Origin of the sequence: Rouxiella sp. T17, assembly GCF_036663475.1 — a bacterium.
GTDB lineage: Bacteria > Pseudomonadota > Gammaproteobacteria > Enterobacterales > Enterobacteriaceae > Rouxiella.
The window spans coordinates 272,964-299,595 of sequence record NZ_JAWUEA010000041.1; the positions used below are offsets into that span (position 1 = coordinate 272,964).

Consider the following 26,632-nt stretch of genomic DNA (forward strand, 5'->3'; position numbering starts at 1 on the left):
AAGAGGAGACAGCAAGTGAAATACAGTTGGCAACGTGAAGGCCTGACCGCCGATCAACAAGCAGAACTTGTACTTAACGAGATGACCCAAGAGGAGAAATTTGCCTGGCTTTCAGCGCCGATGGCTATTCCACTGGGCGACGAACCACTGCCAGAAGGCGCGATCGGTTCGGCGGCGTATTATCCTGCCATCCCGCGTCTTGGCATTCCCTCTATTCAACAAAGTGATGCCAGTTTAGGCGTGACGGCGCTTGGCAACGTGCGTCCGGGCGATAATGCAACGTCGCTCGCCTCAAGCCTGTCGTTGGCCGCCTCGTTTAATCCACAGCTGGCTGAGCTGACCGGAAAAATGGTCGGCAGCGAGGCTTTTGCCAAAGGATTTAACGTCCAGCTGGCGGGCGGAGCCAATCTGGTGCGTGAACCGCGCGGCGGGCGCAACTTTGAATATCTCTCGGAAGATCCGCTGCTTACCGGCATTATGGCCGGACATTCTGTGCGCGGCATCCAGTCACAGCACGTGGTGTCGACGGTGAAACACTTTGCCGTCAACGCGCAAGAAACGGGCCGCGTGGTGGTCAGTTCCGACATCGACGAGCCTGCTCTACGCGAGTCCGATTTACTGGCTTTTGAAATCGCCATCGCGCTGGGCCAGCCGGGTTCCGTGATGCCGGGTTATAACTTGCTTAACGGCGAATGGGTTTCAGAAAACGACTTTTTATTGAATAAAGTGCTCAAGGGCGACTGGAAATATCCGGGCTGGGTGATGTCGGATTGGGGCGCGACCCACTCGGCGGAAAAGGCAGCGTTGGCCGGTTTGGACGTGCAGTCCGGGTCTAATCTGGATGAAAAAGTGTGGTTCGACGCGCCTTTAAAGCAGGCGGTAGCGGAAGGAAAAGTGCCGCAAAGTCGTATCGACGACATGGTAAAACGTATCTTGCGCAGCCTGTTTGCCGTGGGGGCAATAGCCCATCCGGCGACGCCAAAAGGTGACATTGATTATACCGCCCATCGCCTGATTGCCCAGCGTGAGGCCGAGCAGGGCATTGTGCTGCTTAAAAATGACCGCGCGATGTTGCCATTAAAACGCGGCGCTAAAAAGCTGCTGGTCGTTGGTGCTCATGCCGACAGGGGCGTGTTGGCCGGTGGCGGTTCATCGGCAGTGACGCCCGTTGGCAGCCTGCGCTTGCCCGGCATCGATTTCATGGGCATCGAAACGCAAAAGGTTTATCAGCCTTCCTCGCCGCTGTGGGCCATTCGGGCAGAATCGACCGCCGCAGAGGTGGTTTACGCCAGCGGTGAAGATATTGATGAAGCGGTAGCCTTGGCGCGCGACGCCGAGGCGGTAGTTCTTTTTGTTGAGGAATGGCGCTCAGAGGCGTTGGATGCACAAGGTCTGGCGTTAAGTAGTGAACAAAATCAGCTGGTTGCCGCTATTGCCGCGGAAAATAGCCAGACCGTCGTGGTGCTCGAAACCGGCGGTCCGGTGACTATGCCGTGGCTCGATAGCGTGCCTGCCGTGCTCGAAGCCTGGTATCCGGGGTCGGGCGGCGGTGAGGCTATCGCTGGTGTACTGTTTGGGCGCGTGAATCCTTCCGGTCACCTGCCGGTGACTTTCCCAGCCGATGAAAGCCAGTTACCGCAGCCGAAACAAGTGGATCCTGAAACTACCACGTCACTGCCGGGAAGCCCGGTTAAAGGTGGGATCATTCACGTCGATTATAACGTCGAAGGCTCCGACGTCGGCTATCGCTGGTATTCCCGTACCGATCAGAAACCACTGTTTCCGTTTGGCTTTGGCCTTTCCTATACCTCATTCGACCATGAAGATTTGCACGTTGAACAGCACGGCGATGAGATTACTGCCCGCGTGACGGTGACCAACACCGGCAATCGCGCAGGCGCGGAAGTGGTGCAGCTTTATGTTCAACGTGAGCCGGGTCAGTCGGAAGAGGGACATTTTGCGCCGCGCTTGGCGGCCTTTGCGCGGGTTGAATTGGCAGCGGGCGAATCGCAACAAGTCACGCTGATTCTCGAACCGCGAGTGATCGCCAGTTGGAATAGTGTTAACGCCGAATGGGTGATTGCAAAGGGAGATTATCAGCTGCGCGCCGCGAAACATGCAGAAGATCAGGGGATTGAAGCGACAACAACACTTGAGGAGCGTCGCTTCGGATACGGCCTTTAAACTCGATAAATAAAAAGCCCGCGCTGCATAACAGCGCGGGCTAGAGTCTCTTGAATGATCGCCCAAACTTAGCGGTTAAAGACGAAATTCAATCTTGTGATGAAAGCTTAAACCGCTAAACGACGGATAATGGCGTCGGTGAATTCCTGGGTGGTCGCAGAACCTTTCAGGTCGCCGGTGCGCACGTTGTCTTCGTTAAGCGTTTCGTAGATTGCGGTACGCAGACGGGTCGCCAAATCACCCAGACTCACGTGGTCCAGCATCATTGCAGCAGCCAGCAGCAGGGAGATTGGGTTAGCCAGATTTTTACCGGCGATATCCGGCGCAGTGCCGTGAACGGCTTCGAAAATAGCAACATCTTTACCGATATTCGCACCTGGAGCCATGCCCAGACCGCCAACCAGACCTGCGATTTGGTCAGACAGAATGTCACCAAACAGGTTGGTACACAGCAGCATGTCGAAACGCCACGGGTTCAGCACCAGCTGCATTGCACAAGCGTCGACAATCATGTCGTCAACTTCAACGCGGCCTTCGTATTCTTTCGCCACTTCACGCGCGGCTTCAAGGAAGATACCGGTCAACGCTTTGAGAATGTTGGCTTTATGGACGATGGTGATTTTTTTGCGGTTATTTTTAATCGCATATTCGAAAGCGTAGCGCGCAATGCGCTTGCTGCCTTCACGGGTGTTCATGCCGGTAGAAACGGCCACCGCTTTCGGGTCATCGCCGACAGGAATGTAGTACTCGTGAGAGACATAGAAGCCGCCCAGATTTTCGCGGAACAGGACTAAATCGATATCTTCGAAACGGCCCGGAACCAGAGTGCGGGCAGGGCGCACGTTGGCATAAAGCTCAAACTCTTCGCGCAGGCGAACGTTTGAAGAGCGGAAACCGCCACCGATTGGGGTCGCCAACGGACCTTTCAGCGCCAGACGATTTTTACGGATGCTGTCCAGCGTGCTCTGCGGCAGCGGATCGCCCGAGGCTTCTACGCCTGCAACGCCAGCCTGCTGAATATCCCACTCGAACGGCTGACCCAACGCATCAAGAATTTTGACAGTTGCTTCAACGACTTCCGGTCCGATACCGTCGCCTGGGATCAGCGTGGCGGGAATTTTTTGGTCTAGTTGGGCCATAGTGCTTTTTCTCTTTTAAGTAAACGGGAAAACTCATCAGGTTACAACAGGATAGCGCTACCGTTCAGAACGTTATTCAGAAACCTGAATTGAAACTACGCTTTTACTGAGCTTCTAACATAGCCGACTGTGCGCCTTCATGCGTTAGCCCAAGATGCTAAAGTTCAAAACGTCCGCCGTCACCTTTTAATTTCCACTTTCAAGAAAAATTTCAGTCAGATGCTAGGCTTAAGTTAATAGGCAAACTTTTTGTCCTACACGCTTCACAAATTCAGGAAATTTTTTTGACAGAAGGAATAGTGCGTGACTGATAAAAATCAAAGGGCGGATAAAAATTACCCTAGCGAACCTCGGGATAGCCATGGTTTCTGCGATACGGGCGATTACGCCGTGGTTGGAGAAGGACGCACCGTAACACTTCTTGCCCCTGACGGTTCGGCAGACTGGTGGTGCGTACCGCACCTCGACTCACCTCCTTTGTTCGATCGCCTGCTTGACGCCGAGAAAGGCGGTTACTTCCAGCTGGTGCCCAGCGAACCTTATCGCATGACGCGGCAATATCTCGAAAACAGCAATGTTTTAGAAACGATTTATGAAACCGCCAAGGGTAAAATTCGCGTTACCGAATCTGTTAACAGCACGCTGGCTGGCCGATTGCCGTGGAACGAATTAGCGCGGCGCATTGAAGGTTTGGAAGGCTCCGTGACGGTTAATCTTAAACTGCGCGTCGGCACGGCGGGCGACACGCGTATGCCGTGGTTACACGACTCGGCGCACGGCGTTGTTTGGCACGTAGGCAAGCTGCATTTAATGCTGCGCCTTAACGAAGAAATTGAGCTTTCTTCATGCTGCGACGAAGGGGCCGAGGCGACCTTTACCGTTAAAGCCGACGAGCGTTACATTGCGGCGCTGCTGGTTACCGAAAATAAACCGCTGGCGGTGCCGTCACTAGACAGGATCGATAAGCATATCGACACCAGCGACATGGCTTGGAAAGGCTGGGTTGAAAGCCTGAGTTATGACGGCAAATACAAAGAGCACGTGCTGCGCTCGGCGTTGGCGCTGAAGTTTCTTTGGTATTCGCCAACCGGTGCGCTGGCCGCCGCGGCAACGACCAGCCTGCCAGAAGGTACCGGTAGCGGCAAAAATTATGACTATCGTTACGCCTGGGTGCGTGACGCCTGCATGATTATTAAATCCTTCCTCTACACGGGCGCGCTGGATGACTGTCAGGCGGCGTTTTCATGGTTAACCGAGGCGCTGAGTGCCAACGGCTGTGAGATGAAAACCTGTTTCCGTTTAGACGGTACGGCCGTTCCTGAAGAAACCATGATTCCGGTTCAGGGTTATCGCGGTGAGCAGCCGGTAAGGCGCGGTAACAATGCCGCCGAGCAGTTACAACTCAGCAACTACGGTGACTTGCTTGACACCGCCGTGCTGTTTACCGAGGCCGGACACGTTCTGGATCTCGAAACTTCGCGTTTGCTGGGCCAGCTGACTAATCACTGTGCCGATATCTGGCGTCAAAAGGACTCGGGCATTTGGGAGCTGCCAGAGTTGCAGCATTATACCCAGTCTAAAATGGCCTGCTGGATGGCACTTAATCAGGCGGTCAAACTGACTGACGGTAAGCACATTGAGCCAACGTGGGTCGGACGCTGGGAGCGCGAACGCGATCGTATCCGCGATTGGATCGAAACTAATTGCTGGTCAGAAGCGCGCCAAAGTTACACCTTTTGGGCCGGTTCAGAAAAACTCGACGCTTCTATTGCCCTGATGCACATGTATGGCGAAGAAGTGTCGCCAAAAAGAATGCTGAGCACCTTGAAAGCTATCCGCGAGGAGCTTGGGGCTGAACCCAACATGATTTATCGCTACTCCGACGTCGATAAAGAAGAGAACACCTTTATTGCCTGCGCCTTCTGGATGGCCTCCGCTCTGGCGACTCTCGGCCATGAGGAAGAGGGCGATGCCATGCTCCAATCGTTGCTTGAGACCCTAAGCGGCGGAAAAAGCGCAGGCATCATGGGCGAAATGTATAACGTTCGACAGAAGAAATGCTGTGGCAACCTGCCTCAGGGGTTGAGCCATCTCACCGTTATTTGCGCGGCGCATTTGGTCTCTGTACACAGTAAAAATTGAATACGTAAAGACAGTAAAGTGAATACGTAAAAATAGTTAAGTGGATACATAAAAATAGTTAAGTTAATGGGCCCTGACATCGCGTTCAGGGCCGTTTTCAAAAGCTGACGTTTAGCTTGGCCCAGCCTGTGCGCCCGGGTTCGTTAAGCGGCGTAAACGCGGAGTAACCAAACGCGCTATTACCGGCCAAATTAAGATGTTCGCTGTAGGCGCGGTCAAACAGGTTGTCGATTCCCACGCTTAGCTGGGTTTGCTTGTTCACCTGATAGGCGGCATTAACCGACACCACGTAAAATGCGGCACTTTTCTCGAAATCTTTTCCTACCACGTTGCCCTGATTTATCGCGAGCCGTTTCTGACTGTTGACCATTCTGAGTAAGCCGCTGGTGCTCCACTGTTTGTGTTTCCAGGTCAGGCCGACACGCGTTTCGAAAGGGGGCATTTGCGGCAGTGGACGTGTCGTCGACTTATTTTCGCCCCACGCATAGGCCAGACTGATATCCGCAGACAGCGCTTCGCTTAACAGATAACTCAGGCCCGCTTCAGCGCCTGCTATAAGTGCATCAATATTTTCGGCTCGGCTGAGTCGCGGATTTTTCGCATCATAATCGAAAAGAATAAAGTCCTGTACCTGACCTAAATAAGCGGAAATCCAGCCGGTGAAATTTTTGTCAGCCTCCTTTTGATTAAAGTTTGGCGCGCCAGAAAAGATGGCCCCGAAATCGAGCTGCGTGGTTTTCTCTGTTCTGAGGGTCTCAAAAGCGCTTGAATGGCCGTCGGCACCAAAGGAGGGCGAAAAGAGTTCCCAGTAATCAGGAAAGCGCTCGGTAAAACCAAGCCCGGCATACAGCATTAAAGGCAGGTTTTCGACATTATGCTCAAGGCGCAGAAAAGCGGCGGGCAGCACGTGTTGCCTGTCGCGAGCGCCACGGCTGGCGCTGTTTTTTGCGCTGGCATGGTCAAGTCGAGCGCCACTCACAAGCTTGTTAGTGGCGGAAGCATTCCATGTTAATTCGCTAAATATCCCGATATCTTGAAAGCGGGCATCCTGTTGCCAGCCAGCGGGTTTTCTACTTCTATGAGCACTGTTTTGTGTATCTACGCCGCTTTCGACATTCACGCCTGAAGCCTGCCAGCTTGCCGCCACGCGCCCGCCATAGGTGGTGCGGTCAAGCCGCATGCTCATCGGCATCGGCATCGGCATCGGCATCGGCATCGGCATCGACATAATCGGCATAACTTGCATCAATGGCATTGTCGCAGAATGGGCGGACGGTTTCGCCAGCGGTGTATTCATAGTCTGCGAGGAGGGAAGCGGCCTCAGGCTATAGTTATCCATGACGTGATCGGCATGATTGTGATAGACGCTGGCTTCAAGCTTGTCGAAAATGCCGCCGATATTGGATTGCTCAACGCGCAACCCTACGCTTTCGCGTTTGAACTGTGCGCCGTCCATGCCTCTGCCCGCATAGCGCGCCTTGCCGTCGCCACTTCCGGCGGTTAATTCGAATAGGGTATCGCTGGTGGGCGTCCAGCCAAGCGCAAGGTCACCGTTCCATTTGTCCCATCGCGAAGGCACGCGCAGGCCGTGGCCATCTTTGTAGTCGTCGGCGCGTGATTTATTGCCGATGAGGCGTAAATAACCGCTTTCATTACCCAGCGCAAGGTCGGCGTTGGCGTCAGCTCTTTTATTCGAGGCAGTGAGTAAACTGGCCGTACCCTGCACGCCAGCCTGTGAAAAATGGGGCGGCTCGCGCTCAAACCTCACGGTTCCTGCCGAATTTCCGGGGCCCCAAAGCACGGTTTGCGGGCCTTTGATAATGCTCAACAGGTCATAACTTTCGGGAGAAATATAGGAGGAGGGGGCATCCATTCGCGAAGGGCAGGCGCCGAGCATTTCACCGCGATCGGTAAGGATGCGCAGCCGCGAGCCGAACATGCCGCGAAATACCGGATCGCCATTGGTGCCGCCGTTACGTATTTGTGAAAACCCTGCCAGCGTTTTGAGATAGTCCGAGCCGTCGCTGGCGGGAACAGGCTGGCGTGGCGTCTTTGGGGAAGTAATAATCTCCAGAGGCGAGACGGAGGGTGACGGAATAATGATGATCTGATCATCGTTAATCTGCCGGGGTTTACTTTTTTCAGTATTCATACTGGCGTAGGTTTGGGGTGAAAATAATAGTGTCGTCAGCAAAGTTAAAATATATAAACAATAGCGCTTCATGACGCTTCCCTATATAAAGGTAGACATTGAAATGGGCGGGGGTAATGAAAACTGCGGCAAGTCTAGCGAATTTTTTCTTGCGACGTAAAAGGCTTTTTTACTAATTAGGAGTGTTTGCAGAAAAGACGGGAATTGACTTGGCTTGTTAAAAATAGTTAATCAGAAATAGCCGGCTTATGAGTTATTAGAAATAAATATAATTCGCAGTGTTGTTTTTATTTAATAGGTTTAAAGAAATTTAAATCTTTAAAATAAAAACGGTTCATCCTTTTGAAGGACAAACCGTTTAGGTTACTAGCAAAATGGCCAGCAAGATTTTTTTAGTGGGCCGGACTTGCCAGCTTCTCTCTGGCACCGGTCTGCTTACGCAGCACAGCGACATCTTTCGCCGTCACTTCGCTGGCCTGATTGCCCCACGAATTACGCACGTAGTTCAGGATATCGGCAATCTGCTGGTCGTCCATTTTCCAGTCGAAAGACGGCATGCCCGCGGCGGTTTGACGATCGGCGGTATGTGGCGCACGCGCGCCGTTCAACATTGCGGTGATCATATTGGTCGGGTTATTCAGCATCGAACCATTGCCTGCAAACGCCGGAACCATTCCCGCAATGCCTTCGCCTTTCTCGCCGTGACAGGCCGAACAGTTAACCTCGAAGGTCAGCGCACCTTTATTACGCGCCGATTCGTCCATCGCAAAGGCTTTCGGCGCTGGCGTACCGGAAGCTGGAAGGCTCTTCAGGTAAGCCGCGACGGCCTGCAAATCGCTGTCGGTGAAATACTGCATCGAGTGTTCGACCGCTTCCGCCATCGGACCCGCCGCCACGCTTTTGCCATCGGAGCCGGTTTTCAGGTATTGCGCAATCTCGTCGTTGCTCCACGAGCCGATACCGGCGTGCGGATTTGGTGTGATGTCTGGCGCGTACCAGTCACCCAGATTGCCGCCCTGCAAATATTGGCTGCTGATTTCGCCGCCGAGCGCGTTACGCGCCGAGTGGCAGACGCTACAGTGCGCCGGACCGTCGACGATATATTTGCCGCGATTAATGGTTTCCAACGCACTGGCGTCAGCAACTTTGGCCGTTTTCAACGTTTCCGGTTTGAAGCCGTTATTATCGAAGAACAGTAAATTCCAGCCCGCCATCGCCAGGCGAATGTTGTACGGGAAGTTCATGCCGCCATTTTCGTCGACCTTGTTGCTGACCGGTTTCATGGTCGACATATAGGCCCACAGGTCGTGCATGTCCCGATCGCTCATCTTGGCGTAGGCGGTGTACGGCATCGCCGGATAAAGGAAGCCGTGATCGCCACGGCCAAGGCGCACCGCGTTGAAGAAGTCGCGCTCGGTCATGTTGCCGATACCGGTTTCGCGGTCCGGGCTGATGTTCGAGGTCTGCAATTCGCCAAACGGCGTGTTGATTTTATAGCCGCCCGCAAAGATCTGCTCGTGGCAGGCGGCGCAGTCGCCAAGACGCATCGCGTATTCGCCGCGCTTGATGGCCGCCGCGTCGGTGCTGTGGAAATCTGCCAGCTTGACGGTATTGTCGGCCACCTCGGAACGCGAGCTGTCCATCACCATCCAGAGCCTGCCGAATACCCCAATCCCTGCCAGCACGGCCAGCGCCGCGAGGCTATAACCGATTTTCTTTTTTGCGCTCATGATTATGCCTTCACCAGAGGGGCCGGATTTTTAATGTAAGTCTGATGGATTGCCTGCGCCGCGCGGATAGCCAATGCGCCCACGGTAATCGTCGGGTTGTAGCCGCCGTTGTTCGGGAACGCGGAAGCGCCGACCACGAACACGTTGTGCACGTCCCAGCTTTGCAGATAGGTGTTCAGCGCCGACGTCGTTGGATCGGTGCCCATTACTGCGCCGCCGATAGTATGCGAGCTGTCCTGCGCATACGGGTTCCAGCTTTGATCGGTCTGGTTTTCGAAGGTGATATCTTTCCCGCCGGTCGCTTTCATGATGGTCTTGGCTTTGTCCATGATGTAGCGCGACATGTTGATATCGTTCTGGTTCCAGTCAAAGGTCATACGCAGCAGAGGCTGGCCGTGCCTGTCTTTATAGACCGGGTCGAGGTCCAGATACGCTTCGCGCACGGGCATTGAGGTCCCCTGACAGAAGATGGTTGCGGCGGTTTGATAATCGCGCGCGTAGCCTTTCTTCCAGTCGCTGCCCCAGCGTTTGGTGCCCGGGCGTAAGCTGTTCATGTGCTGAATAGGGCGGCCGTCGGTGGAGAAGCCCATGATGCCCGCGCCGCCGATGAAATCGAGATTGCTATGGTCGAAGTTGTCGCCGTTAAAGTCATCGATCTGTACCGCCAGCGCGCCGCCGCCGATGAACGGGTTCATAAATTCGCCGTCGAAGAAGCCGGTAACGGTGCCGCAGGTTTGATAGTTATAGTTGCGACCAATAGTGCCTTTGCCGGTTTTCGGGTCATACGGCTCGCCGATTTTCGACAACAGCATCATGCGCACGTTGTCCATCTGGTACGCCGTGATGCAGACCACGTCGGCAGGCTGGAAGCCTTCTTTCCCGTCACGCGTGATAAAACGCACGCCCTTGGCGGTCTTGCCATCGTCGTGCTTGATGACCTGCAACACTTCGGTTTCGGTCAGCACGGTGAAGTTCGGACGACGCATCAGCGCAGGGATGATACAGGCCTGCGGTGAAGATTTACTGAAGTTGCCGCAGCCGTGGAAGTCACAGAAACCGCAGTAGGTACACGGACCCATCGTCACGCCGAGCGGGTTGACGTAAGCCTGCGAAATGTTACCCGCCGGAATGGTAAACGGGTGGTAGCCCATCTGCTCGGTGGTATTACGATATTTACGCATCCAGTTGGTGTCTTTCAACGGCGGCGTCGGGTATTCACGACTGCGCGGGCCTTCGAACACGTTACCGTTTGGCTGCGGTTTGCCGTTCAGATTCCCGGCGATACCCGAGGTTCCCGCGATGCGCTCGAAGCGGTCGTAAAACGGCTCCATCTCGGCGTAGGTGACGCCCCAGTCCTGCAACTGCATGCCTTTCATCTTGGCGGCGCCGTAGCGTTCACGGGTTTGGGTGGCGACTTCGAAATCCCACGGCGTAAAGCGCCATGACATGCCGGCCCAGTGAGTGCCCGCGCCGCCGACGTTCCAGCCAAACTGGAAGGCCGACCAGTCGCGAACGGGTGCCGCATCCTGGCTGCTGTTGTTACGGAAAGTGGTAGTTTCGACGCTCATCGGCTGCAAAATTTCACGGCGGGTGTGCCAGCGCAATTCGTCCGGATCGACAGCAACCGGGAAATCCGTTGAAGTATCGCGCCACGCGCCGCGCTCGATAGCGACAACGTTCAGGCCTGCACGGGTTAATTCCTCGGCCATGACGGAGCCCGCCCAGCCTAATCCGACAATCACGACGTCGGCTTTATTTCTTATCTCTGACATTTACTCTGCTCCGACAATCAAACTTTTGGAATTAGGCTTACTGGAATCAATTTCAAATTTTCGCCGCGACGGTCAATATATTGGCGATAGTCATAGCGCGCGCCCGGGAAGCCGATCATCTTCCAGCCCGCCATGGTCTTATTACCGCCATAAAGTGGGTCAGCCAAATAACTTTCGCGGACGTTTTGCAGCATTAATTCGAAGAAGGCCTGACTGTTGACGTCGGCACCCAGATTGATTTTTCCAGCTTCCATATCGGTAAGGAAAGCGTCGAGCTGTTCGGCCGTCAGCGTGTGCAGCGAGGCCTTGTGATTCACCTGCGACCAGGCTTCCAGCGCTCTTAAACCGGTCATGTAACGCTCGCGCGGCGAGGTCAGAAACTGCGGCGCGCCCATGATTTTTTCTTCGTTTTCAGGACGCAGCGGACCGACCAGATAGAGCGCTGAACCCGCGCCGTAATTACCGGCGAGCTGATCGTCGATAAACTCGATCGCGCCTTCCTGACTGGCTGAAGGGCCGTGTTCGTCGGCGGGGATCAGTCGGTCACAGATTGCCGTCAGATTCTTGCGATCTGTTTCATTGGTCAATACTCGATAACCGCCTTGCATCGCGGGAACGGGCAGGCCATCGGCATTAAGTTTGGTTTCAAGCGGAACATTGTGCAGCTCTTTGGCACCCAGTTTTGGCGCAACGGTTAACGTGGCGACCAAAGAACTGAGGGAAAAGAGCGCTTCTCTTCTATTCATGTTTATTTCCTTCAATAACACGATATTTATTGCCAGCACTATATTGAAATCGTTTATTCGGAAATAAACGAATACCCTGGTGATCGGCAATAAGATGCCAACCCTGTTAAAAACACGGTAAATTTTTTTAGGCGTAACTATGTATTAACGCAATATTAATCACGTCACTTATTTATGCGATGTATTGACTCATCGCCGTCTAATAAAGAAAGCCTGTCGACGATTTAGCAGGAAGAGAGTTGAGGTAATATCAGGACATGAATAATCTTCACTTAAGTCTACTAACTCGCCTGCTACTTTCCTTGCCGTGGCAGCAGGCGATTTGTGTCGGTTCTTTATTCTCTAAGAACTTTTTAAATGAGAACGTCGTACCTTGAGTTCTCCCTTTCGCCAATCACCCTGTTCGTCGATTTCATTATCGATCAGTCGGTTTAGCGCTTCGGTCATTAATTTCCCCAGCTGCTGGCTAAAAGTCGTTAATTGCCAAGTGGCTGAATCGGCTTCGTCAATATCATCAAAGCCAACAATAGCCATACTGTGCTGCATATCCAGACTGCGCAGCGCTTCGAGCGCGCCAAGCGCCAAAATATCGTTTTCGCAGAACATCGCCTCAACCCTCTCTTCGGGCGGGGTGGTTTGCAAATAGTTCAGCAGCGTGTCGTAAGCCAGTTTGCGGTCGTAATGACCTGCAATCAGCAGCGTCTCGAGCTGAAAACCGGCTTCGTTTAACCTTTCGCAATAACCTTCAAGTCGCATTAACTGCGAGGTTTCACTATCAGGGCCTTTCAGGTAACCAAACCGCTGATAACCTTCGGCTAAAAGCAATGCCGCAATCTCGCGGCCTGCATTAAAGCCGTCGACGTTTACCACTTCTATCTCTCGCTCGTCGCTGTTGTTGCGACAAACCTGAACAAAAGGGATGTGGTGCATCGTATGCGCCACGGCAAACAGTTCGTCGGTCAGGATGTTGCCTAAAAACAGTATCCCATCGACCTGCAACTGATCCGCCATCGCCATCACGGCCTGATAGTTTTCACCTTCAGTAATATTCAACAGCAGGGCCATGTAGCCGCGTGCCTGTAACTCTTTCGTCGCTGCATCGAGCATTTTCATTGAATGCGGATTTTTTAGTTCATCGATTGCAACGCCAACAATGTGTGTACTTTTTTTGGTCAAGCTTCGTGCCAGCAAATTCGGCCGATAACCTAGCTCGGCCGCGGCGGCCAACACTTTCTTTTGTGCTTTATCAGAAACGGAAGCGCCCGGAGTAAAAGCTCTCGATACCGTCCATTTCGATACGCCAGCCCGCTTTGCCACGTCGCTGGCGGTCGCTTTAAGCTGTTTTGCCGCAGTAGAATCTTTCGTCATAAGCCCGCATTTTTAATCAATATTTAATGGAAAACCTTACAGGCTTCCATTGAACGTTAAACGCCGACGAAAAGAAACTCTCTCTATAAAAAACCGCTGACAAACTTTGCGCTTTCGTCGACCAGCAGAAGAAATGTAGAGAAAAATAAAAACCGTATTAAATCAATGTTGAGATTATGTTAACTCTTGCACCCGATTGCAAACAGTTTTTGCACCCGATTGCAAAAAACCACACCGTGTGTAAGTGTGAGGTTGATTAAGTTATTTATAATCAGAAAGATAGAGGGTGGATTATTCGTGCTTTAAGGTTTTTATCCACCAAAGCAGGCAGCTGAACAGACTGCTGTGGTGGCATTTAATGCGAGGCAAAAAGCTAAGCAAAAGAGAAGGGGAGATTATTGTGCAAAAGCTTTTAACGTTTCGCCTTATCGTGACGAGGCCTCACATTTACCTCGGTAATTTGCGTCTCTTCCGAAGCGGAAACCACTAAACGCACCGCGTTCGCGACGGACTCGGGCTTGCTGTATTCCAGCGGATCAATCTCGTCAGCTGAATTTTGTAATAAATTACCGGCTTTTTCACGGCTTTTTCTGTTCATCGGCGTGTCCGTCGGGCCGGGTGAAACGGTCGCGACGCGCACGCCATTTTTGCTTTCTTCGCCGCGTAGGGCATGCGCCAAGGCGTTAAGCGCAAACTTGCTGGCGGAATAAACGGTGTGGCCGGGCAGCGCCAGCGTTCCAGAACCTGAATTAATAAATACGATTTGCCCGTGTTGCTCGCGCAAAGCCGGTAAAGCCAGCCGAGTCAATTCGGCAGGGGCAAAGAGATTAATTGAAAACTGTTTTTGCCAAACATCGGGCGTAGCGTTCTCTAGGGTTGTTTGTTCTGAGATAGCGGCGGCGTGAATCAGCACGTTTATTTTTGCCAGCGAAGAGATAAACGCGCGCTGCGCTGCGAAATCCAGTAAATCAATTTCCACCGCCTCGATATTTTGCCGCAAACTTAACTGCGCCAAACTCTCTTTATTACGACCCAACGCATATACCTGATGGTCTTTTGCCAAATCCTGCGCCACCGCCAGGCCAATTCCGCTCGTCCCTCCGGTAACCACCGCCACCGGCAAAGAAGATGTGCTCATGATGAACTCCCGTGAATAATGAAGAGTGAAAAAACCAATGTTGAGTGACGTTATCAGGGTTAAATCTTTCTAACGAGCAACATATCTGCATAAGCTTTCTGTCGACGTGGATAAGTGGCCTCAGCGCAAAAAATTACCGCCAGCCGTTATGCATTTTCGAGAGTTTCTTAGCACTATTTCTTGCTAGTGAAGATGTATTTCCTATGCAATGCTCTGACATATAACGATAAATCTTCGCTTATATCGACGAGCGAGGATTTTAAACGCCGTTGATTTTCAAGTTTAGTCATCTAGTTAGTTCACTATAGGGATTTAACCATGCTCAAGAACGTGTTTCGTATTACTGCCGCTGCGGCGTTGATGACTTCTGTTTCTGTTTATGCGGCCGACACGTTGCGCGTCGCGGCCGATCCGGTGCCGCATGCTGAAATATTGGCCTATGTGCATAAAATCGATCCCGATCTGGATTTAAAGATTATAGAAATTCCTAACGGCGTAAATTCAAATGAGCTGCTGGCACACGGTGATATTGATGCAAACTACTTCCAGCATCGCCCTTATTTGGCGACGCAGGAAAAGGCGCTTGGCGTTAAGTTTGCCGTCGCGGCCGAGGTTCACATCGAGCCATTGGGCGTTTATTCGAGCAAATATAAGTCTTTCAGCCAGGTGCCGCAAAATGCCAAGGTGGCAATCCCCAATAATGAAACTAACCTGAGTCGCGGGCTTTATTTATTGCAGGATCAGGGGCTGATTACTTTGAAACCCGATATTAAAGGCTTGGCGACGCCGCTGGATATTGTCGGCAATCCAAAGCATCTCAAGATTCTCGAAATCGAATCCCCACAGATTCCTCGCGCCTTACCTGACGTAGATCTGGCGATTATTAACGGTAACTACGCGCTTGAGGCAGGGCTGGATCCGGCGAAAGATGCGTTGGGACTGGAAAAGGCTAAAGGTAATCCGTATGCCAATATTCTGGTGACCACCCAGAAACTGGCGCAAGATCCGCGTATTTTGCGCTTGGCAAAAGATTTGCAATCGCAGCAGGTCGCAGACTTTATCAAGCAGAAATATCACGGCTCCGTACTGCCGGTAAGTGCCGCTAATAACTGATTGCTGCATCAGCGTAATCAACTTAGACATAAGTAACGTCAATATAAAGCACGTCGACGTAAACAATCCAAACATAAAAAAAGTGCCTCCCATTGGGGGCACTTTTTTTGTTTTTATAGTTAACTTTATCTACGCCGCAATAACGCTCGCCAGTAATGTCTGGGTATAAGTATGCTTTGGCGAGCCTAAAATCTGGTCGGTGGTGCCCGTCTCAACAATTTTCCCGTCTTTCATCACGGCAATTCGGTGACTCATGTGCTGCACCACGCCTAAATCGTGGGATATAAACAGCATCGCCAAGCCTAACTTACGCTGAAGTGCATTAAGTAAATCAAGCACCTGCGCCTGCGTAGTGACGTCCAGCGCCGACACCGGTTCGTCACAAACCAGAATTTCAGGGTCCGAGGCGAGCGCCTGCGCAATCGACACCCGCTGACGTTGTCCACCCGATAACGCCTGCGGACGACGTTTTAACAGCTCGGGTTGCAGGCCAACCAGTTTTACCAGCTCTAAAGTGCGCGCGCGTAATGCGGCGCTGGAAAGTTTGGCGCGCAGTTTTAACGGCTGCTGGATAATCTGCTCGACGGTAAACTGCGGGTCAAACGAGCCTAAAGGATCTTGCGTAATGGTCTGGATACGGCCGCGCGTTGCCCGTCTTTCTGACTCGCGCAGGCTGCTCCACGGTTGTCCGGCCAGCCACACTTCGCCGTGCTGCGCCTTTTGCAACGCCAGCACAACTTTGCCTAGCGTCGTTTTTCCGGAACCCGATTCGCCCACTAATCCGAGCGTTTCTCCCCAGGCCAACTGAAACGACACCTTATTAACCGCGTTATGTTTTACGCCGTTTGGCAGGCTAAAATCTACCGACACATTGCGTACGTCGAGCGCGGCAACCCGCAAGTTACGACGTCGCTGATTGTCATCCTCTTTCGCCGTTAACGGCACGTCTGGCAGCGGCGACTCACCTGCCAGCCAACGTCCTCGGGTATGCGCGCCGGGTATCGCGGCCAGCAGTTGACGAGTATAAGGATGAGAGGGCGCAGCCAAAACTTGTGCCGCAATCCCGCTTTCTACACCTTCGCCATGCTGCATCACGACCACGCGATCGGCTACTTGCGCCACCACGGAAAGGTCGTGAGTAATCAACAACACGCCATGTCCGGCCTGCGCCAGCTGGCGAAAAATATCTAAAATGCGTTGCTGCACGGTCACGTCGAGGGCGGTGGTCGGCTCATCGGCAATTAAAAGTTGTGGGCCGGCAGCCAGCGCCGAGGCAATCAGCGCACGCTGGCGTAATCCGCCCGATAGCTCGTGTGGATACTGTTTTGCCCGATTTTGCGGATCGGGAATCCCTACTTTCAACAGCAAAGACTCTACGTTTTCAGGCAGCTGATGACGCGGATAAAGCCGATGAATAATCATCGGTTCGGCCACCTCGCGGCCAATCGTGCGCAGGGGATCTAACGACACGAGGGCATCCTGCAACACAAAACCTATTTCACGGCCGCGAATTTTTTGCCACTCGGCCGCACTTTGTTTAAGCAAATTCCGTGAGGATCCGTCATGACAGGTCAGTGTTAGGCGTCGTGCTTTGACCTGCGCATTATCTCCGGCCAGCCCAACCAGCGTGCGGGCCGTGACCGATTTCCCCGAACCTGATTCGCCCACCAGCGCGACAATTTCGCCCGGATTGACCTGAAAAGAGATATTTTTAACCGCCGCAATCGACCCGAACGATTGCAGAAAATCGACCTGCAAATTCTCGACGACCAGCAACGGCGTAGGAGACTGATTATTCAACGTCATAAAATTAGGCTCCTTTGGCTAGAATAGTTTGTAAACGACGCCCCAACAGGGTGAGGGAAATCACCGACAGCGCGACTACCGTAGCGGGCAGCAGGCTTATCCACGGCGCAACGTCGAGGTAATCGCGACCATCGGCCAGCAGCGCGCCCCATTCGGCGGTCGGCGGCACCACGCCAAGGCCAAGAAAACTCAGCGAGGAGGCGGTCAGCACGGACTGCCCAATTCCGAGGGTCGCAAGGATCAGCAAAGGGCGCAGCGTATTGGGCAAAATATGCCGAAAAACAATGCGTAAGGGCGATTCACCCAGCGCGACGGCGTGCTCGACATAGCCCGAAAGCTTGACCTGCAAAACTTGCGAGCGCAGCAGGCGAGCGTAGCTGGCGATACCGGCGAGACCGACGGCAATCAACGTATTGGTCGGACCGCGCCCCAATACGGCAATCACCAACAGCGCCAGCAGCAGTTCCGGGAAGGCCAGCAAAATATCCAGCAGGCGCACCAGGACGCGACGAATTGCCAGCGGGGCGAGGGCAGAGAGCAGGCCGAGCGCCATGCCGCCAAAGCAGGCAATAAAGGTGGCACCCAAACCGATACTTACTGACAGCGCCGAGCCATAAACCACCCGCGAAAACACGTCGCGGCCTAGCGAATCGGTGCCGAACAGGTGATGTAGCGTCGGCGGTGCCAGCACGGCGTCCATGTCCATATCATCGGGCTTAAGTGGCGTAAACCATTGAGGCGCCAGAACAATAACGATCAGTAGCAGCACCAGCAGCGCCGGAATCAGCGTGCCTGAGCGCAGCCATGGATTTCCGCCACGCAACTTGACGGGCTGGCGAGCGAGCACCAGCAAAGGATCGCTGCTCATGATTAGGAAGTCCTTTTACGCAGACGCGGATCGACCAGCAAATAGGCGGCGTCGACCAGCAGGTTAATAATAACGAACAGCAGCGCCGACAGCATCACGATGCCCAGCACCAGCGGCATGTCGCGGCTCGCGATCGCCTGCAGCGTGATTTTGCCGATGCCCGCACGACCAAACACGGTTTCAGTCAGGATCGATCCACTCAACACGTTTGCCAGCATCGTACCGGTCAAAGTTGAGGCGGCAAGCGAGGCGTGACGCAGGCCGTGACGCAGCCGCAAACGGGTTTCCCCTGCGCCGCGCGTGCGCACCGTCAACGCAAAGGGCTGCGAAAGCGCCTCTTCCAGTCCGTCGCGCAGAATTTGACTTAAAATGGCGGCCAGCGGCAGGCTTAAGGTAATAATCGGCAGCACCAGCGAGCGCCAGCCGTCGTTGCCCATCACCGGAAACAGCTGCAATTTGAAACTGAACACGCTGAGCAAAATAATGCCTAGCCAATAAACCGGCGTGCTCAGTAAACAGAGTTCCAGCCCGGCAAACAGCGCGCGAAGCACTCGCCAGCGTCCGGCGGTGGCGAGCGCGTTAAGCACCGCCAGCCCCAACGCGAGCACCAGCGCACCCACGGCCAGCACCAGCGTCTGTTTAAGCGCAGCAAAAATCACGTTCACCACCGGCTCGCGATACTGATAACTTTGGCCAAAATCGCCGATCAGCGCGTGACCCAGATAATGCAGATATTGCAGCCAGATAGGCTGATCGAGCCCGAATTCGTGGGTAAGCTGGGCACGAAACGCGTCATCGACTACGTTTGCGCCGCCGCTAAGAATGGAAACCGGATCGCCTGGAATCAGCTTCAGGGCGATAAAGGTCAGGGTGGCCGCCCCCCAAAGCACGGCCAAAAGAGTGAAAAGTCGTTGAACACTATTCCACAACATATTAATGACTCAGCCAGGCATCATAGAAATTCGGCTTGGCATTGGTCGCCCAATTTACGCCGTGCAGCTTCTTCGAAATCCCTAACTGATAGGCCGGCACGGCCAACGGCACGACATAAGCCTGCTCGATAGTTTGTCGCTGAATATCCGCATAAAGCTGTTTACGCTGCGCATCCGGCGCGCCAACGGCCTGCGTGAGTTTGTCGTCCAGCGCGCTGACCTGGCTGTAATTCGAGCCTTTTGGCGGAATATAGCTGGAGTGTAAAACCGTGCGCAGAATATCCGGCTCGGCGCGGACGTAGAAGCTTGAAACTACGTCATATTGATTGTGGTTGGTGCGATCGGTAAAGCCGCCTGAATCGACCGGAACCAGCTTAAGATCGATACCCGCTTTCTTGACCTGAAACTGTACGGCCTGAAAAAGCGTCACGTCCGAGCTTTCGAGAGTCGAAGGGTCATAGACAAATTCAAGGGTCAGCGGTTGCCCGTCTTTGGTACGAATACCGGCGGCGTTTTTCGCCTTCCAACCCGCCTCGTCCAGCAGGGTATTGGCCTTGTCGAGATTAAATCCGCCCAGTTTTGCCACCGCCGGATCGTAATACTGTGTCTGCGGACCCAGCACGTTATCGGCCGCTTTCAAGGTTCCAAAGTAGGCCACTTTCACCGCCGAAGCCGCGTCGGTAGCGCTCAACAGCGCCTGACGGACCTTCACATCTGCCAATGGACCTTTTGAGTTATTCAAATAAAGAACCCGCACCACGCCCGGATTCTCTTTCGTTTTCACTTCAAGCTGCGCATTGGATTTCACCGATTTGGCATTGACGGGCGGAATAGCGTCGATGGCCTGCACCTGTCCACTGGTCAACGCGCCCAAGCGCACCGACGATTCCGGCAGATATTTGAAATTAATCGCCTCGAGATAGGCCGGACCCGTATGCGTCGCGTAGCCCGGACCCCAATGATAGTCGGCGCGACGCGTTAACTGGCTGCCGCTGCCTTTAACGAATGATTTCAGAATAAACGGCCCTGAACCGACCACCGTGTTGGTGGTGTTTTGCGTTTTCTTCAAATAAGTCGGCGACTGAATGCCCAGATAAGGCAGGCTGAGGCCCTGCAATAGCGGCGCGAAAGGCGCGTCATAGTGAATCGCTATCGTGTAGGCATCAGGCGTGGTAATGGTTTTTATCGGACCCAGGAGAGATTTCGAATAGCTGGAGGTGGTTTTGGGATCAAGAATACGATCCAGATTATATTTTACCGCCTCGGCGTTAAGCGGCGTGCCGTCGCTAAAAGTCACATCTTTGCGCAGGTGGAAGACGTAATCGGTGTGATTATCATTAACCTCCCAACTGGCGGCGAGCCAAGGCGTAAAACGATTATCTTCGGCCTGACCGACCAGTGAGTCGACTACGTTGCGGTCAATTAATGCTGTCACTGACTGGCCAGTAATGGAAGGGTCGATGATAGGCGTATCGCTGCCCAGCGCGATATTTAACGTCCCGCCCTGTACCGGCGTTTCTGCTGCGTGAGCCATTAACGAGTGACCCGAAGCCAGTACCAGCGCCACGGTGGCGACAGCTTTGGCAAGTTGGCTAAATTCCCATTGAGTGTTTTTTTTGTTCATTATTTATTCCCTTAATACAAGAGTAAACCCTGATTTTTATCTGATTTTTATCTGAGTTTTATATGATTTTTTCCTGATATTTATGACTTTAGGAAGGGTTCTCCCAAAGTTAGCATCAGGCGGTTGGCCCAGGCGAAAAAGGCCGTAGACTGCACCAGGTCGAGGAGTTCGAGGTCAGACAAACCCAGCTCACGCAGCGCGGCTACCTGTTGAGCGTTAGCCGTTGCAGGGGTAGCCGAGAGCGCGGCGGCGAAATCGATTTCGGCCTGCCAGCGGGCATCTTGTCCGTGACTGAGAATGTCGCCCGGCGGGGTATCGAGCAGGCGCTGAACGTCGTCTGGTTTTTTGGCAAGCTGCGCGGCTTTGCGGGCATGAACAGAGGCGCAAAAGATGCAGCCGTTAATCTTGCTGGCGACGGCGGCGGCCAGCTCACGGTCTTTGCGCGGCAATCCACCCGAGGTGAAGAAAATGCCTTTGTCAGTCAGCGTGCGTTGTTCGAGTACCGGTAGATTACGGGCCAGCAGGCGGAAATAGTCTGAATCGGCGTGACCAAAGCGGGAGAGGGTTTCCTGCTGTTCGGGAGTAAAATCGGCGAAAGGTTTGGCGTCAATCCAGGGTTCCCACGACAACTCCTCCTGAGTGAAAGCGGGCGGTGCTTTCTTGCCGGAATGGGTTGTGGCGTCGGTGCGCCAGAACGCCGCGCCTACCGCTGCGTCGCCATTGTCATCAACCGTCTTGCCATTGATGAGACGCAGGCCGCGCAGCAATCGGCTCTGAAAAGAGACAAAGGCCACTAGCTGCGACAGCGTCACGATAGCCTCCAAAGACCAGCCCGCCGCGCGTAATTCGGCAAGATGTTCGGCAGTCGCGTTGGCCGGTTTAAAACTCAGGCGCTCGGCGTGCGCCACGGCGGCCTGATACTGTGCTCGCGGCGTATTATCTCCCTCTTTCAGGGCGTTAAGGCGTTCGGCATAGTGTGCGCCGAGCTGAATGTCGCCGAGCCAGCGGGCAATTTGCTGGGCCAGCAGCAGGCGCTCGTTCAGCGGGAAATCATCGAGGGTTTCGTTATTATTAAACTTTTTATTGTTATCAAATAGGGCATCGTAGCTGCCCTGAGTATGAACGGTGGCCGCTTCACGGGTTTCACGCGCTTCGGCGAGGGTCGAACCGGGCGCGACTTCGGCCAGTATTGCCAGTAAATCGGAATCGATAAAGGTGGCGGTCATAGCGTTTCCTTTGAAAGTTCAAAATGCAGAGGTTGAGGTTTGGCAATCTTCTTTGGGGTTTGACGCACCCAGCCCAGCGCCGGCGCGACGTGTTTGGCGATAAGCTCGATAGAACGCAGGATGTAAGGATGAGGCGGGTCAATCGAGTGAACCTGAAAGGCAAGGTCGGTCACGCGAGCCAGCGCGGTATCGCGTTGCAGCGAGGCGATAACCTGATCCGGCGTACCGAGGTGAACGTCGAAGGCGGCTATCAGCTCATCGAGAGACGTGCCCACCTCGCGTTTCGCCAGCGCCCGCGCGGTATCGGCCTGTTTTTGCAAGCCTTTTGCTGCCAGACGACGGGCTTCAGCGGCATCGTCACTGACAAACGCGGTGCGTGAGCCAAGAATTCGCGGCTCCACGCTTGCGGGCAGAGCGTCGAGGTAGGCATCGATAATGCGATTTTGCAGCACGTCCAGCGGCAGGTCTGGCTGGTCGTGAGGGCGCGGCTGAGTGCGCGATAACATTAAACCATCGCCCGCTGCGCCAGCTCTGGCACCGCCTTCGGGCGAGAAGGTCGCCTGCCAGAGGCGACGATTAAGCTGTGGCGCGGGCGGGTAAAGCAGATTGCCTTCGCCTTCGAGCGCCTTGCCTTGCCACGCATCGCGCAAAATGGCGAGATTTTTGGCAAAGGCGTCGCCACGGGTTTCAATATTTAGGCCAAACGGCACAAAAGTTGACGGCGTGCCGCCAGAACCGAGACCTAATTCCAGACGGCCATTGGAGAGCAGATCCAGAACCGAGGCGTCTTCGGCAACGCGCAGGGCATTTTCCATCGCCAGCGTGATGATACCGGTCCCTAAACGGATATGCCGCGTATTGGCGGCGACATAGGCCAGAAATACCAGCGGCGCAGGCAAACCGCCTTCATCGCGATGAAAATGGTGCTGCGCAATCCAGGCAGAATCAAAACCCAGCTGCTCGGCGTGAGCAATTTGCTCGGTGGCGAGCCGGTAGCGCTCCTGCGGACTGGTATCGTCCAGCAGGCGGGTAAAAAAGCCGAGTCGTTTTGGAAAGGGCGTTGAGGGGGAAAGGCTCATGCTAACTCCTTGGTTGCCGTCGAATGCGGGACGCGCAAATGAGTGAAATCTGGTATCGCGCCGAGAAGCTCTCGGGTGTAGGCGTCGGTAGGCGCGGTAAATAGGGTTTCGACGTCGCCGTAATCGACCTGTTTACCCTGATTAAGTACCGAAACGCTGTGCGAAATTTGGCGCACGGTGGCCAAATCGTGAGAAATAAACAGGTAGGTAAGGCCCAATTCCTGCTGCAATTGCACCAGCAAACGCAAAATCTGCGCCTGCACGGTCACGTCGAGCGCGGAGGTGGCTTCATCAAGCACCAATATCTGCGGTTCGAGAATAAGAGCACGGGCGAGTGCCACGCGCTGACGCTGGCCGCCGGAAAGCTCGTGCGGCTTGCGCTGCAAAAGATCGACGGGGAGGGCAACGCGCTCGGCAATGTCATGCACCTTGGCCTGCCGCGCCTCACGGCTAAGTTTGAAATAGTTAAGCAACGGCTCTTCAATCACTTTGAACAGCGTTTGTGACGGGTCGAGCGAGGCAAACGGATTCTGGTACACCAGTTGAATCTTGCGTCGCGCCTGCCTCAGCGGCTCGCCAGAAAGCTGGGCGATATCTACGCCGTCGATAAACAGCTGGCCGCTGTCGGGGCGCTGAAAACCCAGCAACAGGCGGGCAAGCGTGGTTTTACCCGAGCCGGACTCACCGACCAGCGAGTGAGTCGTGCCACGCGTGACCTGAAACGAGACGTCGTCGAGCGCGCGGAAGGCGTGGGCACTTTTATCGCCAGCATTATCGCCAGCCTTGTCGCCCAAAGGCTTATTACCTAAGGACTTTATACTTAAAAATTTATTACCTAGTGACTTTTTACCCAAAGAGAAGGACTTGCTGACGTTACGCACCACAATCGCGCTTTCGCCGGTCAACGTGTGGCGAGGCAGCGTGTGGGGTGGCAATGTGCTGCGCGGCGTGAGGGCAGGGGCGTCGGTAAATAGCTGACGGGTATAGTCACTTTTTGGCGCACGTAGCACCTCGGCGGTGATGCCCTGTTCCTGCACTTTGCCTTTACGGAACACCAACAGGCGATCGGCGCGCTGGGCGGCCAGCGCCAGGTCGTGAGTCACGAATAATACGGCGGTGCCAAACTCGCGGCGCAGTTCATCGATTAAATCGAGAATTCGTTTTTGCACCCGCACGTCGAGCGCGCTGGTGGGTTCATCGGCAATGATCAGCGCAGGCTGTAGCGCGATCGCAATCGCAATCAGCACGCGCTGTTTCATGCCGCCGGAAAGCTCGTGAGGAAACTGCTTTGCGCGCTGTTCTGGATGGCTAAGGCCAACGCGCGTCAGAAGTTCGACCACTCGCGCCTCTCGGTCTTTGCGGGTCATCTTACGATGAATTTCGAGGACTTCGCCAACCTGACTGCCCACCGTTTTCACCGGGTTCAGCGAGCTGGTAGGGTCCTGTGGAATCAGGCTGATGCTTGAGCCGCGAAGGCTGTCCAAACGGCGCTGTGACCAGCGGCTGATATCAGTGCCGTTAAGTAAAATGCTGCCTTGCTCAATGTGGCCGTTTTCTGCCAGCAGGCCGATAATCGACTGCGCAGTAGTGGTTTTACCCGATCCAGATTCGCCGACCAACGCAACCACTTCACCCGGCTGAATCGAAAATGAAACCTGCTCGACCACGCGGGTCGCGGTATGTCCGCTGCGATAAACAATCGACAGATCCTTGATTTCCAACACCGGACGCGGCGTATCCGCGGCGTATAAATCAGTTGGCGCGCTCATTAGCGTCTCCTTCTAAATGACTGGCTGATGCGATTGGCGGCCAAAACGGTGAGGATCACCACAATGCCCGGGAAGGTGGTGAGCCACCAGGCGGTAGAAATGTAGTTGCGACCCTCGGCAATCAGCAGGCCCCACTCTGGCGTCGGTGGCGGTGTGCCGTAACCGAGAAAGCTCAGCGTCGAAATTGAAAGTATCGCGCTGCCAAACTGCAGGGCCGAGAAGGCGATAACGGAGGTCAGCGAGTTAGGCAAAATATGACGCCATAAAACGGAGAAGAAGGTGCCGCCGCTGCCATACGCGGCTTCGACATAATCGCTTTGGCGCACCAGCACGGCTTCCGATCTCGCGAGTCGCGCGAAGTTAGCGACGGAGGTCACCCCGACGGCGATGGCCGCGTGAACCGTGCCGAAACCCAGCAGGATAATGACGCTCAAAGAGAGCAGCAGGCTCGGAATAGACAGCAGCACGTCGACGATGCGCATCACAATCGTGTCGGTAATGCCACCGACAGAGGCCGCCGCCAGCCCAAGTGCACTGCCAAACAGCAGGCCGAGAAACACCGCGACCAAGGCGCCCGAAAGCGAATGCGACGCGCCATAAACGATGCGCGCATACAGGTCGCGACCCAGCTGATCGGTCCCTAGCCAATGACCTGCGCCGGGAGCCAATCTCTGCGCGCCGGCAATGCCTTCGGTGCCGCTATAGTCGGTGAATAGCTGTGGCGCGATGGCCCACATAATCACCACTAGGATCACCACCCACGCCAGAATCAGCGTAGGTTGGACGGTTGTAAAACGTCGAGGTGAGGCCGGAGGAAAAGCCGCCAGCTGGGTGTTTTCCGCGCTGGCATGTTTACTTAAGGGCAGGCTGCTCATGAGCTCACTCCTACAGAAGGTTTCAGGCGCGGGTCAAGAAGGGGATAAATCAAATCGACCAGCAAGTTAATGCCGACGTAGGCCGCCGCCGAGATAACGACAATGGCTTGCAGCACGGCGAGATCCTGATTATTCACGGCCTGCTGGGTCAGTTGGCCGATGCCGTTAAGGCCAAATACCGTTTCTGTTACCAGCGCGCCCGCAATCAGTTCGCCGAACAGCAGGCCAGCGATAGTGAGTGCCGGAAGGGTGGCGTTGCGAGCCACGTGACGCCACAGTACGCGGCTACGGCTCGCGCCTTTTGCTCGCGCTACCGCCACGAACGGCTGGGTTTGGACCTTATCGATGCTGCGGATAAGAATTTGCGCCAGCGGCGCGCTAATCGGCACCGCTAGCGTAATCACGGGCAAAATCAGCCCGACCCACTCGCCGGGGTTGATCACCGGGATCCAGCCCAGACGAAATGAAAAGAGCTGAATCAGCGCGATCCCCAGCCAAAAGGTAGGAATCGAAATAAACAGCGAGGGCAGGCCAAGTAATGTCGATTTTAACCAGCGCAGCGGCAGCAGGTTTGAGGCAAAGGCAATCATTACCGCCAGTAATACGGCGAGCGCAAAGCCAAGCACGGCAAGGCGCAGCGTCGGTGGGAAGTTGCTGGTCAACAGCTCGCTCACCGGCACGCCAGCCTGAATCGAGAAGCCGAAATCGCCATGCAGAAAGCTGCCCAACTGATGCAGATAAGATTGCCATAGCGGCAGATCTGCGCCATAGGCCGCGCGCATTTCGGTGATTTGCGCCGGGCTCAAGCCCATCGACGGGTCTTGAAACTTAATAAGAATCGCATCGCCCGGCAGCGCTTGCAGCAGCACAAACGACAGGGTGAACGCGGCCCACAACACCAGCAGGGCCTGACCAATGCGTCCGCTAAAATATCGGCTCATCGTGTACTCCAGATTTCGGGTTCATCAC

At 54.4% G+C, this 26,632-nt stretch carries 19 protein-coding genes; 3 read left to right on the top strand and 16 right to left on the bottom strand.

Annotated features, from left to right (window positions below; translation table 11 throughout):
* The first annotated feature begins 15 nt into the window (after positions 1 to 15).
* Positions 16 to 2,184, top strand: a complete 2,169-nt coding sequence (locus SC206_RS20500; RefSeq protein WP_332740286.1) for a beta-glucosidase — start codon at positions 16 to 18, stop codon at positions 2,182 to 2,184.
* A 107-nt stretch (positions 2,185 to 2,291) separates the two neighbouring features.
* Here the strand turns inward: SC206_RS20500 and SC206_RS20505 are convergent, their stop codons facing one another.
* Positions 2,292 to 3,323, bottom strand: coding sequence for an isocitrate/isopropylmalate dehydrogenase family protein (locus SC206_RS20505; RefSeq protein ID WP_332740288.1), 1,032 nt, complete (start codon positions 3,321 to 3,323; stop codon positions 2,292 to 2,294).
* Positions 3,324 to 3,626: 303 nt separating this feature from the next.
* Between SC206_RS20505 and SC206_RS20510 the strand changes: the two genes are divergently transcribed.
* Positions 3,627 to 5,465 (top strand): glycoside hydrolase family 15 protein, encoded by a 1,839-nt coding sequence (locus SC206_RS20510; protein WP_332740290.1) that lies wholly within the window; start codon positions 3,627 to 3,629, stop codon positions 5,463 to 5,465.
* Between the two features lie 97 nt (positions 5,466 to 5,562).
* On the opposite strand, the gene SC206_RS20515 is transcribed toward SC206_RS20510, so the two are convergent.
* From SC206_RS20515 to SC206_RS20540, 6 genes are all read right to left on the bottom strand, one after another.
* Positions 5,563 to 7,689, bottom strand: coding sequence for a TonB-dependent receptor domain-containing protein (locus SC206_RS20515; protein ID WP_442976148.1), 2,127 nt, complete (start codon positions 7,687 to 7,689; stop codon positions 5,563 to 5,565).
* 320 nt (positions 7,690 to 8,009) lie between these two features.
* Positions 8,010 to 9,347 (bottom strand): c-type cytochrome, encoded by a 1,338-nt coding sequence (locus tag SC206_RS20520; RefSeq protein ID WP_332740294.1) that lies wholly within the window; start codon positions 9,345 to 9,347, stop codon positions 8,010 to 8,012.
* A 2-nt stretch (positions 9,348 to 9,349) separates the two neighbouring features.
* Positions 9,350 to 11,119: a GMC family oxidoreductase gene (locus tag SC206_RS20525; protein WP_332740296.1), complete on the bottom strand. Its 1,770-nt coding sequence runs from the start codon at positions 11,117 to 11,119 to the stop codon at positions 9,350 to 9,352.
* 17 nt (positions 11,120 to 11,136) lie between these two features.
* Complete coding sequence (locus SC206_RS20530) at positions 11,137 to 11,865, bottom strand: gluconate 2-dehydrogenase subunit 3 family protein (protein WP_332740298.1); 729 nt, start codon at positions 11,863 to 11,865, stop codon at positions 11,137 to 11,139.
* Between the two features lie 342 nt (positions 11,866 to 12,207).
* The gene (locus tag SC206_RS20535; protein WP_332740300.1) at positions 12,208 to 13,233 is read right to left on the bottom strand and encodes a LacI family DNA-binding transcriptional regulator; all 1,026 of its coding nucleotides are present in this window, start codon (positions 13,231 to 13,233) and stop codon (positions 12,208 to 12,210) included.
* A gap of 412 nt (positions 13,234 to 13,645) precedes the next feature.
* Positions 13,646 to 14,371, bottom strand: coding sequence for an SDR family oxidoreductase (locus SC206_RS20540; protein ID WP_332740302.1), 726 nt, complete (start codon positions 14,369 to 14,371; stop codon positions 13,646 to 13,648).
* Positions 14,372 to 14,689: 318 nt separating this feature from the next.
* On the opposite strand from SC206_RS20540, the gene SC206_RS20545 reads away from it, so the two are divergent.
* Positions 14,690 to 15,484, top strand: a complete 795-nt coding sequence (locus SC206_RS20545; protein ID WP_332740304.1) for a MetQ/NlpA family ABC transporter substrate-binding protein — start codon at positions 14,690 to 14,692, stop codon at positions 15,482 to 15,484.
* 129 nt (positions 15,485 to 15,613) lie between these two features.
* Here the strand turns inward: SC206_RS20545 and SC206_RS20550 are convergent, their stop codons facing one another.
* From SC206_RS20550 to SC206_RS20590, 9 genes are all read right to left on the bottom strand, one after another.
* Positions 15,614 to 17,290, bottom strand: a complete 1,677-nt coding sequence (locus tag SC206_RS20550) for an ABC transporter ATP-binding protein (protein ID WP_332740306.1) — start codon at positions 17,288 to 17,290, stop codon at positions 15,614 to 15,616.
* A gap of 4 nt (positions 17,291 to 17,294) precedes the next feature.
* Positions 17,295 to 18,158 carry an ABC transporter permease gene (locus SC206_RS20555; RefSeq protein ID WP_332740308.1) on the bottom strand — a complete coding sequence of 288 codons (864 nt, stop codon included), beginning with the start codon at positions 18,156 to 18,158 and terminating at the stop codon, positions 17,295 to 17,297.
* Between the two features lie 2 nt (positions 18,159 to 18,160).
* Positions 18,161 to 19,090, bottom strand: coding sequence for an ABC transporter permease (locus SC206_RS20560; protein WP_332740310.1), 930 nt, complete (start codon positions 19,088 to 19,090; stop codon positions 18,161 to 18,163).
* A 1-nt stretch (position 19,091) separates the two neighbouring features.
* A complete protein-coding gene (locus SC206_RS20565; protein ID WP_442976149.1) occupies positions 19,092 to 20,714 on the bottom strand; it encodes an ABC transporter substrate-binding protein in 1,623 nt (540 codons plus the stop codon).
* Positions 20,715 to 20,794: 80 nt separating this feature from the next.
* Entirely contained in the window at positions 20,795 to 21,940 is a 1,146-nt protein-coding gene (locus tag SC206_RS20570) for an alkylhydroperoxidase domain protein (protein ID WP_332740312.1), read from the bottom strand.
* The gene (locus tag SC206_RS20575) at positions 21,937 to 23,019 is read right to left on the bottom strand and encodes a putative FMN-dependent luciferase-like monooxygenase (RefSeq protein ID WP_332740314.1); all 1,083 of its coding nucleotides are present in this window, start codon (positions 23,017 to 23,019) and stop codon (positions 21,937 to 21,939) included. Before SC206_RS20575 ends, SC206_RS20570 begins: the two co-directional genes overlap by 4 nt.
* On the bottom strand, positions 23,016 to 24,788 hold the full coding sequence (locus SC206_RS20580; RefSeq protein ID WP_332740316.1) for an ABC transporter ATP-binding protein: 1,773 nt from the start codon (positions 24,786 to 24,788) through the stop codon (positions 23,016 to 23,018). The genes SC206_RS20575 and SC206_RS20580 overlap by 4 nt, the downstream gene beginning before the upstream one ends.
* Positions 24,788 to 25,663 (bottom strand): ABC transporter permease, encoded by an 876-nt coding sequence (locus tag SC206_RS20585; protein WP_332740318.1) that lies wholly within the window; start codon positions 25,661 to 25,663, stop codon positions 24,788 to 24,790. Before SC206_RS20585 ends, SC206_RS20580 begins: the two co-directional genes overlap by 1 nt.
* A complete protein-coding gene (locus SC206_RS20590) occupies positions 25,660 to 26,604 on the bottom strand; it encodes an ABC transporter permease (RefSeq protein WP_332740320.1) in 945 nt (314 codons plus the stop codon). Before SC206_RS20590 ends, SC206_RS20585 begins: the two co-directional genes overlap by 4 nt.
* Between the last annotated feature and the right edge of the window lie 28 nt (positions 26,605 to 26,632).

Excerpts from the sequence above, each read along its gene's own strand:
- SC206_RS20585 (WP_332740318.1), bottom strand. The coding sequence starts at position 25,663 with ATGAGCAGCCTGCCCTTAAGTAAACATGCCAGCGCGGAAAACACCCAG.
- SC206_RS20580 (WP_332740316.1), bottom strand. The coding sequence starts at position 24,788 with ATGAGCGCGCCAACTGATTTATACGCCGCGGATACGCCGCGTCCGGTG.
- SC206_RS20515 (WP_442976148.1), bottom strand. The coding sequence starts at position 7,689 with ATGAAGCGCTATTGTTTATATATTTTAACTTTGCTGACGACACTATTA.
- SC206_RS20540 (WP_332740302.1), bottom strand. The coding sequence starts at position 14,371 with ATGAGCACATCTTCTTTGCCGGTGGCGGTGGTTACCGGAGGGACGAGC.
- SC206_RS20555 (WP_332740308.1), bottom strand. The coding sequence starts at position 18,158 with ATGAGCAGCGATCCTTTGCTGGTGCTCGCTCGCCAGCCCGTCAAGTTG.
- SC206_RS20550 (WP_332740306.1), bottom strand. The coding sequence starts at position 17,290 with ATGACGTTGAATAATCAGTCTCCTACGCCGTTGCTGGTCGTCGAGAAT.
- SC206_RS20520 (WP_332740294.1), bottom strand. The coding sequence starts at position 9,347 with ATGAGCGCAAAAAAGAAAATCGGTTATAGCCTCGCGGCGCTGGCCGTG.
- SC206_RS20535 (WP_332740300.1), bottom strand. The coding sequence starts at position 13,233 with ATGACGAAAGATTCTACTGCGGCAAAACAGCTTAAAGCGACCGCCAGC.
- SC206_RS20525 (WP_332740296.1), bottom strand. The coding sequence starts at position 11,119 with ATGTCAGAGATAAGAAATAAAGCCGACGTCGTGATTGTCGGATTAGGC.
- SC206_RS20530 (WP_332740298.1), bottom strand. The coding sequence starts at position 11,865 with ATGAATAGAAGAGAAGCGCTCTTTTCCCTCAGTTCTTTGGTCGCCACG.
- SC206_RS20560 (WP_332740310.1), bottom strand. The coding sequence starts at position 19,090 with ATGTTGTGGAATAGTGTTCAACGACTTTTCACTCTTTTGGCCGTGCTT.
- SC206_RS20505 (WP_332740288.1), bottom strand. The coding sequence starts at position 3,323 with ATGGCCCAACTAGACCAAAAAATTCCCGCCACGCTGATCCCAGGCGAC.
- SC206_RS20545 (WP_332740304.1), top strand. The coding sequence starts at position 14,690 with ATGCTCAAGAACGTGTTTCGTATTACTGCCGCTGCGGCGTTGATGACT.
- SC206_RS20575 (WP_332740314.1), bottom strand. The coding sequence starts at position 23,019 with ATGAGCCTTTCCCCCTCAACGCCCTTTCCAAAACGACTCGGCTTTTTT.
- SC206_RS20590 (WP_332740320.1), bottom strand. The coding sequence starts at position 26,604 with ATGAGCCGATATTTTAGCGGACGCATTGGTCAGGCCCTGCTGGTGTTG.
- SC206_RS20570 (WP_332740312.1), bottom strand. The coding sequence starts at position 21,940 with ATGACCGCCACCTTTATCGATTCCGATTTACTGGCAATACTGGCCGAA.
- SC206_RS20565 (WP_442976149.1), bottom strand. The coding sequence starts at position 20,714 with ATGAACAAAAAAAACACTCAATGGGAATTTAGCCAACTTGCCAAAGCT.